At 61.3% G+C, this 15,670-nt stretch carries 15 protein-coding genes; 8 read left to right on the top strand and 7 right to left on the bottom strand.

The window, feature by feature from the left end; all coding sequences use genetic code 11:
• Positions 1–72 precede the first annotated feature (72 nt).
• Positions 73–1,629 carry a carbohydrate porin gene (locus ACMTA2_RS20290; protein ID WP_413791476.1) on the top strand — a complete coding sequence of 519 codons (1,557 nt, stop codon included), beginning with the start codon at positions 73–75 and terminating at the stop codon, positions 1,627–1,629.
• Between the two features lie 428 nt (positions 1,630–2,057).
• Here ACMTA2_RS20290 and ACMTA2_RS20285 read toward each other — a convergent pair whose 3' ends face one another.
• From ACMTA2_RS20285 to xylA, 4 genes are all read right to left on the bottom strand, one after another.
• On the bottom strand, positions 2,058–3,194 hold the full coding sequence (locus ACMTA2_RS20285; protein ID WP_413791475.1) for a sugar ABC transporter permease: 1,137 nt from the start codon (positions 3,192–3,194) through the stop codon (positions 2,058–2,060).
• Positions 3,195–4,751 (bottom strand): D-xylose ABC transporter ATP-binding protein, encoded by a 1,557-nt coding sequence (xylG, locus tag ACMTA2_RS20280; protein WP_413791474.1) that lies wholly within the window; start codon positions 4,749–4,751, stop codon positions 3,195–3,197.
• 175 nt (positions 4,752–4,926) lie between these two features.
• A complete protein-coding gene (gene xylF / locus ACMTA2_RS20275; RefSeq protein ID WP_413791473.1) occupies positions 4,927–5,928 on the bottom strand; it encodes a D-xylose ABC transporter substrate-binding protein in 1,002 nt (333 codons plus the stop codon).
• 204 nt (positions 5,929–6,132) lie between these two features.
• Positions 6,133–7,449, bottom strand: coding sequence for a xylose isomerase (xylA, locus tag ACMTA2_RS20270; protein WP_413791472.1), 1,317 nt, complete (start codon positions 7,447–7,449; stop codon positions 6,133–6,135).
• Positions 7,450–7,603: 154 nt separating this feature from the next.
• Between xylA and ACMTA2_RS20265 the strand changes: the two genes are divergently transcribed.
• On the top strand, positions 7,604–8,791 hold the full coding sequence (locus tag ACMTA2_RS20265; protein WP_413791471.1) for a XylR family transcriptional regulator: 1,188 nt from the start codon (positions 7,604–7,606) through the stop codon (positions 8,789–8,791).
• Positions 8,792–8,819: 28 nt separating this feature from the next.
• Here the strand turns inward: ACMTA2_RS20265 and ACMTA2_RS20260 are convergent, their stop codons facing one another.
• Positions 8,820–9,068 carry a hypothetical protein gene (locus tag ACMTA2_RS20260; RefSeq protein WP_413791470.1) on the bottom strand — a complete coding sequence of 83 codons (249 nt, stop codon included), beginning with the start codon at positions 9,066–9,068 and terminating at the stop codon, positions 8,820–8,822.
• A 197-nt stretch (positions 9,069–9,265) separates the two neighbouring features.
• Between ACMTA2_RS20260 and ACMTA2_RS20255 the strand changes: the two genes are divergently transcribed.
• Positions 9,266–9,607, top strand: coding sequence for a hypothetical protein (locus ACMTA2_RS20255; protein ID WP_413791469.1), 342 nt, complete (start codon positions 9,266–9,268; stop codon positions 9,605–9,607).
• Between the two features lie 105 nt (positions 9,608–9,712).
• On the opposite strand, the gene ACMTA2_RS20250 is transcribed toward ACMTA2_RS20255, so the two are convergent.
• Positions 9,713–10,615, bottom strand: a complete 903-nt coding sequence (locus tag ACMTA2_RS20250; protein WP_413791468.1) for a LysR family transcriptional regulator — start codon at positions 10,613–10,615, stop codon at positions 9,713–9,715.
• Positions 10,616–10,708: 93 nt separating this feature from the next.
• On the opposite strand from ACMTA2_RS20250, the gene ACMTA2_RS20245 reads away from it, so the two are divergent.
• The 4 genes from ACMTA2_RS20245 to ACMTA2_RS20230 all read left to right on the top strand — a co-directional run bounded on the left by ACMTA2_RS20245 (position 10,709) and on the right by ACMTA2_RS20230 (position 14,380).
• Entirely contained in the window at positions 10,709–11,716 is a 1,008-nt protein-coding gene (locus ACMTA2_RS20245; protein ID WP_413791467.1) for an aldo/keto reductase, read from the top strand.
• 112 nt (positions 11,717–11,828) lie between these two features.
• Positions 11,829–12,608, top strand: coding sequence for a DeoR/GlpR family DNA-binding transcription regulator (locus tag ACMTA2_RS20240; RefSeq protein WP_413791466.1), 780 nt, complete (start codon positions 11,829–11,831; stop codon positions 12,606–12,608).
• Positions 12,609–12,742: 134 nt separating this feature from the next.
• Positions 12,743–13,669, top strand: coding sequence for a Gfo/Idh/MocA family protein (locus ACMTA2_RS20235; RefSeq protein WP_413791465.1), 927 nt, complete (start codon positions 12,743–12,745; stop codon positions 13,667–13,669).
• Between the two features lie 15 nt (positions 13,670–13,684).
• Positions 13,685–14,380: a tRNA (adenine(22)-N(1))-methyltransferase gene (locus ACMTA2_RS20230; protein ID WP_413791464.1), complete on the top strand. Its 696-nt coding sequence runs from the start codon at positions 13,685–13,687 to the stop codon at positions 14,378–14,380.
• A gap of 144 nt (positions 14,381–14,524) precedes the next feature.
• On the opposite strand, the gene ACMTA2_RS20225 is transcribed toward ACMTA2_RS20230, so the two are convergent.
• Positions 14,525–14,902 carry a hypothetical protein gene (locus ACMTA2_RS20225; protein ID WP_413791463.1) on the bottom strand — a complete coding sequence of 126 codons (378 nt, stop codon included), beginning with the start codon at positions 14,900–14,902 and terminating at the stop codon, positions 14,525–14,527.
• A gap of 113 nt (positions 14,903–15,015) precedes the next feature.
• Here ACMTA2_RS20225 and ACMTA2_RS20220 point away from each other — a divergent pair, with 113 nt between their 5' ends.
• Positions 15,016–15,642 carry a hypothetical protein gene (locus tag ACMTA2_RS20220; protein WP_413791462.1) on the top strand — a complete coding sequence of 209 codons (627 nt, stop codon included), beginning with the start codon at positions 15,016–15,018 and terminating at the stop codon, positions 15,640–15,642.
• The last annotated feature ends 28 nt before the right edge of the window (positions 15,643–15,670 follow it).

The following is a 15,670-nucleotide window of genomic DNA, read 5'->3' as shown; positions in this document are numbered from 1 at the left end:
ACAATTCAGAACCTGGGCGGAAAAGGCCGGTCGCGGCAACCGAACAATAAAAACAAAACAGGGAAAATCCACATGCAGAAAGCATCAAGCTGGCTACTCGCAGGCGTGCTCGGCGCCTCGGCGACCACTTCTCAGGCCGCGACGCTGGAGGAACGCATGGCCGCGTTCGAGGCCCGTGCCAGCGCAGCGGAAAAACGCGCCGCCGCCGCCGAACAACAAACCCAGGCACTCGCCAGGGAGTTGCAGCAACTCAAACTCGCCACGCCCGCCATGCAACCGGTGGTGTCCGCCGCTACGGTCCCCACGCTCGATGCTCGCCTGGCAAAACTCGAAGCCAGCCAGCAAAGCACGGAGAAGCAGGGCAGTGGCGCACACCTTACCGACGGCTTCAGCTTCAAGGGCTACGCACGCTCCGGGTTGCTGATCAATGATGGGTTGGGCGGTGGTCGTGGCGGTCCGTACACCACCCCGGCAGGTTCTGTCGGGGGCGCCGTCGGGCGACTCGGCAACGAGGACGACACCTACATGCGCATCGACCTGTTGAAAGAGCAGTACGCGCAGAACGGCACCCACTCCAAGTTCACGGTGTCCATCGCCGATGGCGTGGAAAGTTCCAATGACTGGACCGCCGAGGAAAGCAACCTGAACGTGCGCCAGGTGTTCACCGAACTCGATCACCTCGCGGCATTCAAGGGCAACTCGATGTTCGAAAACGCCACCCTGTGGGCCGGCAAGCGCTTCGACAGGGACAATTTCGACATCCACTGGCTGGACTCCGACGTGGTCTATCTGGCCGGCACCGGCGGTGGCATCTACGACGTGCAGATGACCAAGGACTGGCGTTCGAATTACTCATTGATGGGGCGCAACTACGGGGATTTCAGCGAGGGCGGCGTCAATGCCGATGTGGAAAGCTACATCCTGACGTCCAACCAGTTTTTCGACGGTGGGCAGTGGCAATGGATGTTCAACGCCATCGGCTCGAAGAAAAACGACTTTGCTACCCGCACCAACGAAGCGGGGCTGACGCCGGCCGATTCCGGCTTGCACAGCATGATCGCCAATCACCAGAAGACCTTTTTCGGCCGCGAAGGCTTCTTCAAGACGGCACTGCTTTATGGCCAGGGTCTGGGGGCAGAGGTCAAGAACGTCGGCGCCGATGGCGAACTGATCGACGACGCCCGTGCGCTGCGTGTGGCGCTGTATGGCGAGACGCCCTTGGCATCCGACTGGCGCATCGGCCCGAGCCTGCTGGCCGAGCAAAGCAAGGATCGCTACGTCAAGGGCGACGACTACCGCTGGATGACCCTGAACGTGCGGTTGGCCAACGAAATCAACAGCAATTTCGAGATGGCCTACGAGATGAGTTGGCAAACCATGCAGCTCGACCCCAAGGGCTACCTGCAACGCAATGCGGTCGACGGCAACTTCTGGAAGTTCACGGTCGCCCCGACCTTCAAGCCTGATTTGGGCGATCTGCTTACACGCCCCGAGCTGCGCCTGTTCGCCAGCGTCATGAATTGGTCATCGGACCTGGACAGGTACAGCACCACGGATTCCTTCGGCAAGACGGACTTCAACGCCGGCGGTGTCTGGCAGTACGGCATACAGATGGAAACCTGGTTCTGATGCCCGTCAGTTGAAACCTGTGGGAGCGAGTCGTTTTCCAGACCTCGCAGTCACCACAATCCTCTGTGGGAGCGAGCTTGCTCGCGAAGCGGTATTCCAGGCAGTTCGGGCAGCGGGGCGTGGGTGTCGATCAGCAGGACATGGTCCCCTGTGGCGAGGGGATTTATCCCCGCTCGGCTGCGCAGCCGTCGTAAACCGGCCAACGCGGTTCACCGGTTGCAGCGCGGTGCCTGGTTTTGGGGCTGCTTCGCAGCCCAGCGGGGATAAATCCCCCTCGCCACATGGGGGCACAGGGTGCCCTCTAGCGACAGCCCCGTGGTGGCATGGGCAGTTCCCTGGGGAACAGCGCGACCCCAACCGCAGGCTTCCTCCCAGTTCATCAAGCCGGAGGGCGATGACTACCGCCTGCCAGCAAATGATGAGACCCCTCAACGTCGCCCAACCCGCGTACTGACGTCCACCCACACCGCCAGTACCAAAATGCTGCCTTTGACGATCATCTGCCAGTAGCTATCCACGTCGAGCATGGACATGCCATTGTCCAGGCTGGTGATCACCAGCGCGCCGAGGAGGGCGCCGTAGACCGTACCGGAGCCGCCGCGCATGGAGGTGCCGCCGATGAAGCAGGCGGCGATGGCGTCGAGTTCGCCCATGCTGCCGGCCGAGGGTGAACCGGCGGCCAGGCGTGCGGTGTTGACCACGCCGGCGAGGGCGCACATCACGCCCATGATGCCGAAGATCCACAGCTTCACCGCTTGCACGTTGATGCCGGACAGGCGCGTGGCTTCCATGTTGCTGCCCACCGAATAGACACGTCGGCCGAACACGGTCTGGCTGGTGACGTAGCTGAATACCCCCAGCAGGATCAGCAGGAGCAGCACCGGCACCGGGATGCCGTCGTAGCTGTTGAGGGTGTAGACGAACCCCGCCAGCACCGCGCCGATCACCACCACGCGCACCACGTCACGGACCAGTGAGTGAGCCGCCAGGCCATGCAGGGCACGGTTGCGCCGCTGTTTCCAGGTCAGGAACAGCGTCAGGGCGAACAGCAGGATACCGAGCCCGGTCCCGACGGTGTGCGGCAAGTAACCCTGGCCTACGTAGACCAGTTCCGGTGACACCGGGGCAATGGTGGTGCCGCCGGTCACCCCCAGCAGGACGCCGCGAAACGCGAGCATGCCACCCAGCCCCACAATGAATGACGGAATGCGCAGGTAGGCGGTCATGTAGCCGTTGCCCAAGCCAATCACCAGCCCGCACAGGGCCACCAGGCTCAGGTTCGCCAGCAGCGGAATGTGATAGACCACGTCGAGAATCGCCGCCAGGCCACCGAGCAGCCCAAGCAACGAACCCACCGACAAATCGATCTCGCCGCTGATGATCACCAGCACCATGCCGCAGGCGAGGATCCCGGTGATGGACATCTGCCGCAGCAGGTTGGAAAGGTTGCGCGGGGTCACGAACCCACCGTCGGTCTGCCAACTGAAGAACAGCCAGATCACCGCCACGGCGATCATCAGGGCGAGCATTTTGTAGCGGGAAAAAAGTTGTTTGAACTGATTCATCTACGCGGACTTCCGATCATTAGGGTGATGGCCATCGGGATGGCTGAGCGCGGCGGCGAGCACCTGTTCCTGGGTGAGTTCGTGGTTGATGAAGTCACCGCGCAATTGGCCTTCGCCGATCACCAGAACGCGGTCGGAAACCCCCAATACTTCGGCCAGCTCCGAGGACACCATGATGATCGACACGCCTTCGGCCGCTAGCGCGCCCATCAGTTTGTAGATCTCGTACTTGGCGCCGACATCCACGCCGCGGGTCGGCTCGTCGAGGATCAGCACCCGGGGTTTGGTCAGGAGCATCTTGGCCAGCACGGCTTTTTGCTGATTGCCACCTGAAAGACTGGTGATCGGCAGGAACGGACTCGCGGTCTTGAGGTGCATGCGCGCGATTTCCTGGTCGATGCTGCCCAGTTCGGCTTCGGCGTCGATGCGGGTCAATTTCGCGTAGTTGTCCAGTACCGCCAGGGTGATGTTCTGGCCCACCCCCAAGTCTGGGATGATGCCTTGGCGCTTGCGATCTTCGGGAACCATGCACAGGCCGGCGCGAATCGACTTGAGCGGCGTGCGCGTGTCGATTCGTTGGCCGCCCAGCCAGACTTCGCCTTCGTAGCGACCTGGGTAGGCGCCGAACAGTGCCGACACCAGTTCCGTGCGGCCGGCGCCGACCAACCCGGCGATGCCGAGGATTTCTCCACGCTTGAGAACGAACGAAATGTCGTCGACCCGTTTGCGCCGGGGGTTGTCGACGTCGTAGCAGGTGACGTGGCGTGCCTCGAAAATCACCTCGCCGACATCGTGGGGTTCGGTGGGGTAGAGGTTGCTCATTTCCCGCCCGACCATCTGGGTGATGATCCTGGGAATGTCCATGTCCGCCATGGCGGTGGTGGCGATGTGTTTGCCATCGCGGATCACCGAGATGGTGTCGCACACGGCGGCCACTTCATCGAGCTTGTGGGAGATGTACACGCAGGCAACGCCCTTGGCCTTGAGGTCGCGGATGATGTCCAGCAGCACCTCGATTTCCGAGCGGGTCAGGGCCGAGGAGGGTTCGTCGAGAATCAGCAGCCGCGCCTGCTTGTTCAGGGCCTTGGCGATTTCCACCAATTGCTGGTGGCCACCGCCGTACTGCGAAACCGGTAGCGAGACGTTCATGTCCGGCACTTTGAGTTCACGCATCAGGGCCTCGGCGCGGTGGATCATCGCCGGGTAGTTCATGCGTCCGCCGGGCAGTGTCAGCTCGTGGCCCATGAAGATGTTCTCGGCCACCGACAGGTCGGGGACCAGGGTCAGTTCCTGGTGAATGATGACGATCCCGGCGGCTTCGGTTTCGCTGATGGACTGCGCCTTGAGGGGCTGGCCGTCCCAAAGAATTTCACCGTCCCAGGTGCCGTAGGGATAGACCGCAGACAGCACCTTCATCAGCGTGGATTTGCCCGCGCCGTTTTCACCGCACAGGCCGACGCACTCCCCGGGCCTGACCTTGATATCGATGCCGTTCAGGGCGTTGACACCGCCAAAGGTTTTGACGATGCCGGTCATTTGCAGCAGGTAGTCGGACATGGCAAAGGCTCGTGGAAAAGGGCTCACACATCAGCAGGGGCAGGCGGTCAAGCCATGTGACCTGTGGGAGCGAGCTTGCTCGCGATAGCGGTGGTTCAGCTTGCATCAATGTTGGATGTGCTGCCGTCATCGCGAGCAAGCTCGCTCCCACAGGGGGCTTGATTGACTGGTCAGGTCACTGCCCGGCGATCTGCGCCTTGGTATAGAAACCGTCCTTTTCCAGCAGGTCGATGTTGTCCTTGGTCAGCGGCGTGGGGGTGAGCAGGATGGTGTCGACTTTCTTGCTGCCATTGTCGTATTGCGAGCTGAAGGTCGGTTTCTCGTTGCGTGCCAGTTGCACCGAGAGCTTGGCGGCTTCGGAGGCGATCAGTTTCAGTGGCTTGTAGACGGTCATGGTCTGGGTGCCATCGATCACGCGCTTGACCGCCGCGAGGTCGGCGTCCTGGCCCGAGATCGGCACCTTGCCGGCCATTTTCTGTGCCGCCAGGGCCTGGATGGCGCCGCCGGCGGTGGCGTCGTTGGAGGCGACGATGCCATCGATCTTGTTGTCGTTCCGGGTCAGGGCGTTTTCCACGATGCTCAAGGCTTCAGTGGGGTTCCATTCCTTCACCCACTGTTGGCCGACAATCTTGATGTCGCCCTTGTCGATGGCCGGTTGCAGCACTTTCATCTGGCCTTCACGCAGGACCTTGGCGTTGTTGTCCGTGGGCGCGCCACCGAGCAGGAAGTAATTGCCCTTGGGCGCGGCTTTCAGCACGCCGCTGGCCTGCATCTCGCCGACCTTTTCGTTATCGAAGGAAATGTAGGCGTCGATATCGGCATTGAGGATCAGGCGGTCGTAGGACACGACCTTGATCCCGGCCTTCTTGGCTTCGGCGACGGCGTTGGTCAGCACGGTGGCGTTGAACGGCACGATGACAATGACATCGACGCCACGGGAAATCAGGTTTTCGATCTGTGAGATCTGCTTCTGCTCGTTGGCATCGGCGGACTGGACGAAGACCTTGGCGTCGAGTTTTTCCGCCGCCGCGACGAAGTAGTCACGGTCCCGCGACCAGCGTTCCAGGCGCAGGTCATCGATGGAAAAACCGATTTTCGGATGGGTCGCATCGGCCATGACGGGAAGCGAGAGCAGGGCGAGGGCGCCGGCGAGCAGGGTACGTTTGAATGTATTCATGTGGTGCGTCCTTTTATTGTTGTTTGAAAGACACTGCCTGACGATGAGCGTGATACCGGGTAGAACTGTAGAACGTCGCAGGGCGCCGTGGGCACAGATTTGTCGCGAGAATGTAACGGCCTCTCTGGTGGGGCAGACAAATCAGTTTGTTCTTCCGGGGGGCTGCTTCGCAGCCCAGCGGGGATAAATCCCTCGCCACATTTGTCAGGGGTAGATGAACCGATTGACCACGTTCTCGAGCATCTCCTGGCGACCGCTGACGGCCTGGGGATTCAGCTCGTTGGTAAAGGCGTGCTCGGCCAGCGATTCAAGGCTGAAGTCGCCGGCCAGTACCGCCTTGCCAAACGGTTGCTGCCAGCCGGCATAGCGCTGGTCCTTGAACTGTTGCAACTGATCGTTCTGCACCATGGCCGCCGCGCGCTCCAGGGCGAGGGCGAGGACGTCCATGGCGGCGACGTGGCCGTGGAACAGGTCGATATCGTCCAGGCTCTGGCGCCGGACCTTGGAATCGAAGTTGAACCCGCCGTTGCCGAAGCCCCCGGCCTTGAGGATTTCATAGGTAGCCAGGGTCATTTCCTCGACGCTGTTGGGGAACTGGTCGGTGTCCCAGCCGTTCTGCGGATCGCCACGGTTGGCGTCGATGCTGCCGAAGATGCCCAGGGAGACGGCCGTGGCGATCTCGTGATGGAAGCTGTGTCCGGCCAGGGTCGCGTGGTTGGCTTCGATGTTGACCTTGATCTCGTTTTCCAGGCCGAACTGCTGCAGGAAGCCGAACACCGTGGCGCTGTCGTAATCGTACTGGTGCTTGGTCGGTTCCTGGGGCTTGGGTTCGATCAGCAGGTCGCCCTTGAAGCCGATCTTGTGCTTGTGCTCGACCACCATGCGCATGAAACGACCCAGTTGCTCGCGCTCGCGTTTCAAGTCGGTATTGAGCAGGGTTTCATAACCTTCCCGACCGCCCCACAGCACGTAGTTGGAGCCTTTGAGACGCTGGGTGGCGTTCATGGCGCTGAACACTTGGGCGGCGGCGCAGGCGAACACATCCGGGTTCGGGTTGCTGGCGGCGCCGGCGGCAAAACGCGGGTTGCTGAAGCAGTTGGCGGTGCCCCACAACAGTTTGATCCCGGTCTCTTCCTGATGGCGCTCCAGGTGGTCGACCATCTGGGCGAAGTGTTCGCGGTACTCTTTGAGCGAACTGCCTTCCGGGGCGACATCGGTGTCGTGGAAGCAGTAGTAGTCGATGCCCAGCTTGGAGAAGAACTCGAAGGCCGCTTCGGCCTTGCCGATGGCCACTTCCATCGGATCCCCGGCGTGTTGCCATGGGCGCTTGAACGTGCCGGCACCGAACACATCCGACCCCGGCCAGACGAAGGTATGCCAGTAGCAGACCGCCATGCGCAGGTGCTCGCGCATGGGCTTGCCGAGCACCAGTTTGTTGGCGTCGTAGTGACGGAAGGCAAGCGGCGAGTCGCTGGCGGGGCCCTCGTAGCGAATCTTGTCGACAGCGGGGAAGTACGACATGGGCGAGTTCCTTTTTATTCTTGGCGATGTCTCGATACTAACGCCGGCCCCGAGGCTGCTGATTATGAAAATCACCAACAGGGCGTTCGATTTTGAGTATTGAGGTTCATCGCTGGCGCGCCTAGTCTGTGTGCATCGGCCCAGGGTTAAACCAATGAAAACCGTCCCGCCCGTTCACCGCATTGCCCTGTTGTTCAACGGCAGCAAGATCTACGACCGCGGCATCATCAGCGGCATCGGCAACTACCTGAGCAGCACGCGCGCGTCCTGGGACTTGTTCCTCGAGGAGGATTTTCTCTGCCGCTTGAAAGGCATCGAACGCTGGCAGGGTGACGGGATCATCGCCGACTTCGACGACCCGCTGATTGGCGAGGCGCTGGCCGGAATCAAGCTGCCGGTGGTGGCGGTGGGCGGCTCCTATCAGGATGAACGCGCCTACCCCAAGGGCATTCCCTATGTCGCCACCGACAATGACGCGTTGATGAGGTTGGCCTATGAGCACCTGATCGAGGCCGGGCTGACCCGTTTCGCCTGTTTCAGCCTGCCTGAAGCCCAAGCCAATCGCTGGGCCCAGGAACGGGAAAAAGCCTTTCGCCGACTGGTGCAGCGCGATGGCCTGCACGCCGAGGTCTATCGCGGCATGGGCACCAGCGCGCCGCTGTGGGACAGCGCCGTCGAGCAGCAGATCGCCTGGCTGCAAAGCCTGCCCAAACCCATCGGCATCATCGCCGTCAGCGACGCCCGCGCCCGGCAGTTGTTGCAGGCCTGTCTGACCGCCGGAATCGCCGTGCCGGAGGAAGTGGCGTTGATTGGCATCGACAACGACCCCCTGACCCGCAGCCTGACGCGGGTGCCGCTGAGCTCGGTGATCCAGGGTACCGAGACCATGGGCCGCACCGCCGCACGCCTGCTCCACCAAATGCTGCACGGCATGCCGTCCACGGGCACCCAGATCCTGGTTCCGCCGGATGCGATCAATGTACAGGTCTCGAGCCTGCATCAACCGTTGGGCAACCCTTATGTCATGCAGGCACTGCTCTTCATCCGCCAATACGCCTGCCAGGGCATCAAGACGGCCCAGGTGGCGGCCTATGTGGGAGTATCGCGCTCATCGCTGGAAGCGCACTTTCGCAAGGCGCGGGGTTGCAGTGTCCACGACGAAATCCTGCGCTTCAAACTGGCCGCCGCCGCCAACGGACTGGAAAACACCGACGCGCCGATTGCCGACATCGCCCAGGATTGCGGCTTCAAATCGGCGCAATACCTGCACACGGTGTTTCGCCGAGAATTCGGCTGCACGCCTCGGGAATATCAGCAGGGGGCCAATGGGGCCGCTCACTGACCCACTGCCGAACCGCTTCAGTTCCGGCTCACTGTTCGCCCTGAAGCCACGTGTTCACCACCCGCCGATCCAGCTCCTCCCAATCCGCCATGCCCAAAACCCGCGTGGTATTCAGCCCCCGCAGATAACCGCGTAGCTGATTGGCGATGGCTCGCCGCAGTTCCGGATCGGGGGGGGCCTCGCGCAGGAGGACGCTTTCGTACTGGACCAGGTACTCGGCCACGCGCTCGCGGAAATCGGGCAATACCGCGTCGCGGATCAGGTCAAACGTTCGCATGGGAGCCCCTCATTGATCTGTGATTATCGTGTGTCCGGTCGACCGTACGGCCCACAACTATCGCTATGAGTAATAGTGACCATTACGAAACGCAAGTTCTGCTTTGGCCGTAATCATCGGAAAATCAGCGCCATCGAACATGCGGCGCCCTCTGCGCTGCTTGAAGAACCAGGATTTTTGTTTTCAGGACCCGATCGATGCGCTCTTTATTTTTGCTTCCCCTGGCGTTTTCCCCTTTGTTGCTGGTCGGTTGTGCCTCGGCGCCGAACGACCCGACCCTGACCTTGCAGACCAGCAAGACGCCGGCCCAATACGCCGAATGCGTCGTACCGAAATTGCAGGGCAACGCCTTGAACCCGATGGTCTCGCAGACCCAGCGCAGCTACCGCATCGTGGTGCCGAGCAAAGTCTCGGCGGACAACGTGCTGGAAGCCTACAAGGCCGGCAGCGGCGGCAAGGTATTCATCTACGAGCGACATTTGCTGGCCTCCAACCTCCTGCCTTCGAGTTTTGAACGCGCCGCACAGGAATGCATCTGACCGGCCCGTAAACGCTTTTCACCGTGCTCCTTTGGTTGGCCGCAACCAACCAATTCCCTTGCCCCGCACCGTCCTCGGTCGCGGGGCTTTTTTTGCCTGCCGGTTTCAGGTTGGCCCATCATCCGCCCGGATGAACTGGATGAACGCTTTCAGGGCCGGTGGCACATGGCGTCGGCTGGGGTAGTAGAGAAAAAACCGGCTTGGCGGTGCTCTCCATTGCGCAAGCAGTTCCATGAGATGTCCGTTGCGGATGTCATCGCGCACCAGTTCCTCGTAGACGTAGGCAATCCCGGCGCCATCTTTTGCTGCCTGGATCATCAGCGCATCGTCTTCAAGAATGAGTGGGCCGGTGACGGACAAGCGCATCGGTTGCCCTTCTGCCTGATACTCCCAGTTATAGAGTTTGCCGCTGGGAAAACGTCGTGCGATACAGGCATGGTCGAGCAGGTCGCGTGGAGCCTGGACGATCCCCTTAGCGGCCAGATATGCCTGTGAGGCGACGGTCACGTATGATTGAGGGGGGCCGACAGGGACGGCGATCATGTCGCCAGCCAGGCTTTCGCCAAAACGCACGCCGGCGTCAAACCCACCGTTCACGATGTCGGTCAAGCCATCATCGGTGACCAGGTCCAGGTGAATACGTGGATACCTGGCCACGAATGGCGCGAGCACTTTCGCAAATACCGCACGCGCGGCCGGACGCGCCACGTTGAGGCGAAGCTTGCCGGCGGGCACTTCCTGCATTGATGTCAGTTGCGCCAGTGCATCGGCAACCTGTTGCAGGGTCGGGGCTAGCGTTGCCAGTAGCTGGTGGCCGGCCTCGGTCGGGGTCACGCTGCGCGTGGTTCGATTGAGCAGCCTGACCCCCAGGCGTGCTTCCAGTGCACGCATCGCGTGACTCAAGGCAGAAGCCGAAACGCCACGCTCGTCGGCGGCCTTGCGAAAGCTGCGGTGGCGAGCGATGGCCGCGAAGGCATCCAGTTCGGAAAGATCGGGGTGCTGACTCATGAATGCTGTTCAGTAGTTTAAATACGATTACCCATCTTATCGTCATGAGATCGCTCGCGGATACTGGCTCACATCATCTGTGGAGAACTCGCTATGCAAAAGAATCGTCTTGGATCATCGGACTTGCTGATTTCACCCATTGGCCTGGGAACCTGGGCCATTGCCGGCACCGGCTGGGAATACAGTTGGGGCGCGCAGGACGACGAGGACAGCCTGGGTGCTCTTGAATATGCCGTCGAACGCGGTGTGAACTGGATCGATACCGCGGCGGTTTATGGTTTGGGCCATGCCGAGCAACTGGTTGGGCAATTGTTGCGTCGGGTGCCAGCTTCACGACGTCCGTTGGTGTTCACCAAGGGCAGCCTGGTCTGGGACCCGGTCACCAAAGCGATCTCGCATTCGCTGGCGCCTCAATCGCTGCTGGCCGAGGTCGAGGCAAGCTTGCGCCGGCTGCAAGTCGAAACCATCGACCTTTATCAGATCCACTGGCCGGCCTTTCCTGCCGATGGCAGTAGCGAAGGAATCGAGAGTGCGCTTTCGGCGTTGGCCACCGCCCGCGAACAGGGAAAAATTCGCGCTATCGGCGTGTCCAATTTCGATGTCGCGCAACTCCAGCGGGCCCAGGCGGTGACAGAGATCGTCTCTCTCCAACCGCCTTATTCAGCCCTGATGCGAGACATCGAGGAGAACGTCCTGCCATTTTGCGAGGAGGCCGGAATGGGTGTCCTGGCCTATTCCACCCTTCAATCGGGGCTGCTTTCCGGGAGCATGACGCGCGAGCGCATCGCCCAATTGCCCGATGACGATTGGCGCAAGGCCCGAAGCGCGGACTTTCAGGAGCCTCGCTTGAGTGCGAACCTGGCGCTGGTCGAAGTTTTGGCTGGTATTGGCGAAAGACACGGGGTGAGCGCGGCGACAGTTGCCATCGCTTGGGTGCTGCGCAAGCCGGTGGTGACTGGGGCCATCGTCGGTGCTCGCCGTGCCACGCAGGTCGATGGACTGATTGCCGGTTCACAGCTGCGTCTCAGTGCCGAGGAAATCGACGAGATTCAACCTTTCCTGCCATTGGGTATGGGCACGAATGTCCCTGGGGCCGCTTGATCTTTATCGTTTGGCAGCCCGCTTGAACGAGCGGGTTTGACGCCTCGCTGCATAAGCGGCACTATTTGCTCGTTTGTGATCATTAGTGCTCGTTTATGCAGGTTTCAGCATCATGACTTCTCCTCACGAAGCGTTCCCCGGTGAACGCCAGCAATTGATCAGCGAGCGTCTCGCCCGGTATGGCCGGGTGATCGCGGCAGATCTGGCCAACGAATTCAATGTGTCCGAACACTCGATCCGGCGTGACCTGGGGGCATTGGCAGCGGCGGGGGTGTGCAAGCGTGTTTATGGCGGCGCGATACTTGTGCCGGCTGCCGAAGGGTCGCTGGATGTACGGGTGCGTAAAGACCCGGCACGCAAGGGCAGCCTCGGCCAAGCGGCCGCTGCATTGCTGCGCGCCGGCCAGCACGTGTTCATCGATGCCGGGTCGACCAACCTGGCGATTGCTGGTGCCATCGATCCGCGCCTTCAGTTGACCCTCTCCACCAACTCGCCGTTGATTGCGGTGCAGTTGATGAAACTACCCCGTGCCGAAGTCATCCTCCTGGGGGGGCGTCTGAATCCAATCGCGGGTGGTGTGATCGGGCTGACGGCAGTGGAGCAATTGCGCCAGTTCAGTTTTGACGTGTGTTTTCTCGGTGCCTGCGCCATCGATCCGGACAATGGGGTCACGGCATTCGGTCTGGAGGACGCGGAGTTCAAGCGCGCAGTGGTGGCGGCGAGTGGGCAAGTGATTACCGCGGTGACCAACGAAAAGCTGTCCAGCGTTGCTCATTATCAGGTGGTTTCTTGTGAGGAAGTCGCCGCCCTGGTGGTGGAGCACGATGCGCCACGTGAGCGGCTGGAGCCCTTCTACGACCGGGTGACCAACGTTGTGACGGGCGTCCGTTAGCCGCGGCGTAGCTGATGCCTTTGCGGCGCAGGGCAGGGCAATCGGGTAGATACTGCGCGCCCCCCCCATTGTCCGCCAAGCGATTTGCGTCTAGTTTGCTGCCCGATCACAAGTACAAAAATCAGGAGTCATCGATGCAACCGATTCGTCTCGGGCTGGTGGGCTACGGCAAGATTGCCCAGGATCAACACGTTCCAGCCATCCACGCCAACCCCGCGTTCCAACTGGTGGCGGTCGCCACGCAAGGGCAGCCTTGCGCCGGGGTGGAGAACTTCCGCTCCCTGGGCGAACTGCTCGAAAACGGTCCGCAGGTCGATGCCATTGCGTTTTGCACACCGCCACAAGGTCGATTCGCCCTGGTGCAGCAGGCGCTGGCGGCTGGCAAACACGTGCTGGTGGAAAAACCGCCGTGCGCCACGCTGGGTGAAGCCATGGCATTGGTGGAGCAGGTCCGCGAGCAAGGCGTCAGCGGCCTGTTCGCCTGGCATTCGCGTTACGCGCCGGGCATCGAAGCCGCCCGTGACTGGCTGGCGAGTCGCACCTTGCAGAGCGTGCAGATCGATTGGAAAGAAGACGTGCGCAAGTGGCACCCCGGCCAGGCATGGATCTGGCAACCCGGCGGCCTGGGCGTCTTCGATCCGGGTATCAATGCCTTGTCGATTGTGACCCATCTGCTGGCGTTGCCGCTGTTCGTGGCGTCCGCCGAGTTGCGCGTACCGGAGAACTGCCAGTCGCCGATTGCCGCCAGCATCAAGATGGCCGACGCGCGCCACCTCGATATTCGTGCGGAATTCGATTTCGACCATGGTCATGACGAGCTCTGGAGCATCGAGATTCGCTGCGCCGAAGGCGTCCTGCGCCTGGACAACGGCGGTGCACTGTTGAGCATCGACGGCGTGCGTCAGGCCGTATCCGAGGAGGGCGAATACGCGGCGGTGTATCGACATTTCCAGCAACTGATCAACGACAAAACCAGCGACATGGACCTGCAGCCACTGCGGTTGGTGGCGGACAGCTTCTTTGTCGGCAGTCGGACGGCAGTCGAGCCGTTCTACGATTAACCCAGGGAATTGCCGTTGAACGAACAGACCTTGTCCATGCGCCTGGAGCGTGTGGCGGCGCATATGCCGACGGGCGCGCGCCTGGCCGATATCGGCTCGGATCACGCCTACTTGCCGGTGGCCTTGCTGCGCCGTGGCGTCATTGCGACGGCGGTGGCGGGCGAGGTGGCGCTGACGCCGTTGCGCGCCGCCGAACGCACCGTGGGCGAGAATGGCCTGGAACAGTGGATCAGCGTGCGCCAGGCCAATGGCCTGGCGGCAATCGAGCCGGAAGACGGGATCACGGCGATCAGCCTCTGCGGCATGGGCGGCGAGACGATCCGCGATATTCTGGACAGCGGCAAAGCACGGCTGAGCGGGCACGAGCGGTTGATACTGCAACCCAATGGCGGCGAACAACCGCTGCGCCAATGGCTGATGGAAAACGACTACCGCATCCTTTGCGAGGAAGTGCTGCGGGAAAACCGCTTCTACTACGAGATCATCGTCGCCGAGCGCGCCGGGCCAGTGACGTACACCGCCGAGGAGCTGTACTTCGGCCCGCTGCAACTGCAAGCACGAACCCCGACCTTCCTGGCCAAGTGGCAACGCCTGCTGCGCCAGAAGCAAAAGACCCTGGCCAGCTTCGCCAAGGCGCGGCAGGCCGTGCCGGAAGAGAAGCGACAAGACATTGCCCGGCAGGTCCGCTGGATCAGCGCGCTGTTGGCTTGAGTTGCATTGAGGTTGGATGTGCAAACGTCATCGCGAGCAAGCTCGCTCCCGCAGGGAATTGCACAAGTCCTTTTTGTGGGCGTGAGCTTGCTCGCGATGAGGCCATCGGTGACTTCACTGTTTGAGCGCCTTCTCCCTGCCCGACTATCGACCCACCATGGGGTAGTGCTTGATACGACACGGATGCGAGTTACCGTCGCCTTTACAGACACCATCCAGGTAGCGGTAGTCCACCCGTACCGACTGCCCTTTGCCGGGCCATTGCCGGCGGGGGAGCGTGGCTTGGTAGTCTGGGGTTTCCGGGGTGAAGGTCAACAGTGAGCCTTGTGCGGGACATTCCACCGAGGCGGATTTCGGCCTGACTTTCACGATCTGCGCCTGGAGTTGCGGGTAGGGTTGCTTCAGGACCTCGACGATACGCAGCTCCATCTGGCAGATCTGCCACGTCGAGGCCTGGGCGGGCTCGCACAGAAAGGGGAGCGCCAAGGCAAGCAGTCCGAGGCATGCGGTGTGAGTGTTCATTGCTGACCTTGTTTGGGGGGCTGACGTTTGCCAATCATAGCTTGGCATTGAAGCCGTCAGCAGGGTAGTGGCACTATGCCTACAGTCTTTAGGCCAATACAAGGAAGTCACCCATGCCCGGCATCCCAAACGTCGCGTCAGCATTCTGCGCATTCATGCAATCGTGGGAAGAGGACCGCAAATACCTGCCGTCATCCATCAGTGCCCTGGCCAATGGTTTCGAGGGCTGGTTGAAGTTCGAGTTTTATTTCTGGCTGATCCAGTCCCGTGGACTTCGGGGCCCCGACCGCGAACTGGCGGATGTGGGCGTCGAGTACAAAGTGGCGCTCGATCAGCGTTGGTCGCTGATGGATATTGCCGCCAAGCAATGCGACCTGTGGATCCGCGATCAGGATGAAAAGCGCTTTCACTTCATTGAGCTCAAGGCACCTTTCGCCAATGCCAACCAGGGCAAGATGTTTGAAAGCGCGGCCAAGGACTATTGGTACATGACCCGCTTGAAAGCCCAGGCGGAAAAGGTGGCAACGGGCAGTGTCATCATCTTTGGCGTGAACTTTGATCAGGCGCGCTGGGAAAAACATCTCCAGTACGTCGAGGAATATGCCGGCTACGTCGAGCATTCGTCCAAGGCATCCGGCACCGTGCCAGGCGTGGAGGGGCTGAGGTGGGCGGTCCTGACCATGCATTACTCGCCGCTGGGCGAGATCCCTCTGCCGCAAGTCGAGGTTCTGGCGCCGTGAAGCCATGGAGCGCCGCAGGCCTGGCAAT

The sequence above is a fragment of the Pseudomonas medicaginis genome (assembly GCF_965119365.1).
Taxonomy (GTDB): Bacteria; Pseudomonadota; Gammaproteobacteria; order Pseudomonadales; family Pseudomonadaceae; genus Aquipseudomonas.
The sequence above is the reverse complement of the archived record's forward strand: the minus strand, read 5'-3'. Positions and strand labels throughout refer to the sequence as shown.

What these genes read in the sequence shown, in the direction of transcription:
- xylF (WP_413791473.1), bottom strand. Translation starts at nt 5,928, where the DNA reads ATGAATACATTCAAACGTACCCTGCTCGCCGGCGCCCTCGCCCTGCTC.
- ACMTA2_RS20250 (WP_413791468.1), bottom strand. Translation starts at nt 10,615, where the DNA reads ATGAGTCAGCACCCCGATCTTTCCGAACTGGATGCCTTCGCGGCCATC.
- ACMTA2_RS20260 (WP_413791470.1), bottom strand. Translation starts at nt 9,068, where the DNA reads ATGCGAACGTTTGACCTGATCCGCGACGCGGTATTGCCCGATTTCCGC.
- ACMTA2_RS20290 (WP_413791476.1), top strand. Translation starts at nt 73, where the DNA reads ATGCAGAAAGCATCAAGCTGGCTACTCGCAGGCGTGCTCGGCGCCTCG.
- xylA (WP_413791472.1), bottom strand. Translation starts at nt 7,449, where the DNA reads ATGTCGTACTTCCCCGCTGTCGACAAGATTCGCTACGAGGGCCCCGCC.
- ACMTA2_RS20245 (WP_413791467.1), top strand. Translation starts at nt 10,709, where the DNA reads ATGCAAAAGAATCGTCTTGGATCATCGGACTTGCTGATTTCACCCATT.
- ACMTA2_RS20235 (WP_413791465.1), top strand. Translation starts at nt 12,743, where the DNA reads ATGCAACCGATTCGTCTCGGGCTGGTGGGCTACGGCAAGATTGCCCAG.
- ACMTA2_RS20265 (WP_413791471.1), top strand. Translation starts at nt 7,604, where the DNA reads ATGAAAACCGTCCCGCCCGTTCACCGCATTGCCCTGTTGTTCAACGGC.
- ACMTA2_RS20225 (WP_413791463.1), bottom strand. Translation starts at nt 14,902, where the DNA reads ATGAACACTCACACCGCATGCCTCGGACTGCTTGCCTTGGCGCTCCCC.
- ACMTA2_RS20220 (WP_413791462.1), top strand. Translation starts at nt 15,016, where the DNA reads ATGCCCGGCATCCCAAACGTCGCGTCAGCATTCTGCGCATTCATGCAA.
- ACMTA2_RS20240 (WP_413791466.1), top strand. Translation starts at nt 11,829, where the DNA reads ATGACTTCTCCTCACGAAGCGTTCCCCGGTGAACGCCAGCAATTGATC.
- xylG (WP_413791474.1), bottom strand. Translation starts at nt 4,751, where the DNA reads ATGTCCGACTACCTGCTGCAAATGACCGGCATCGTCAAAACCTTTGGC.
- ACMTA2_RS20255 (WP_413791469.1), top strand. Translation starts at nt 9,266, where the DNA reads ATGCGCTCTTTATTTTTGCTTCCCCTGGCGTTTTCCCCTTTGTTGCTG.
- ACMTA2_RS20285 (WP_413791475.1), bottom strand. Translation starts at nt 3,194, where the DNA reads ATGAATCAGTTCAAACAACTTTTTTCCCGCTACAAAATGCTCGCCCTG.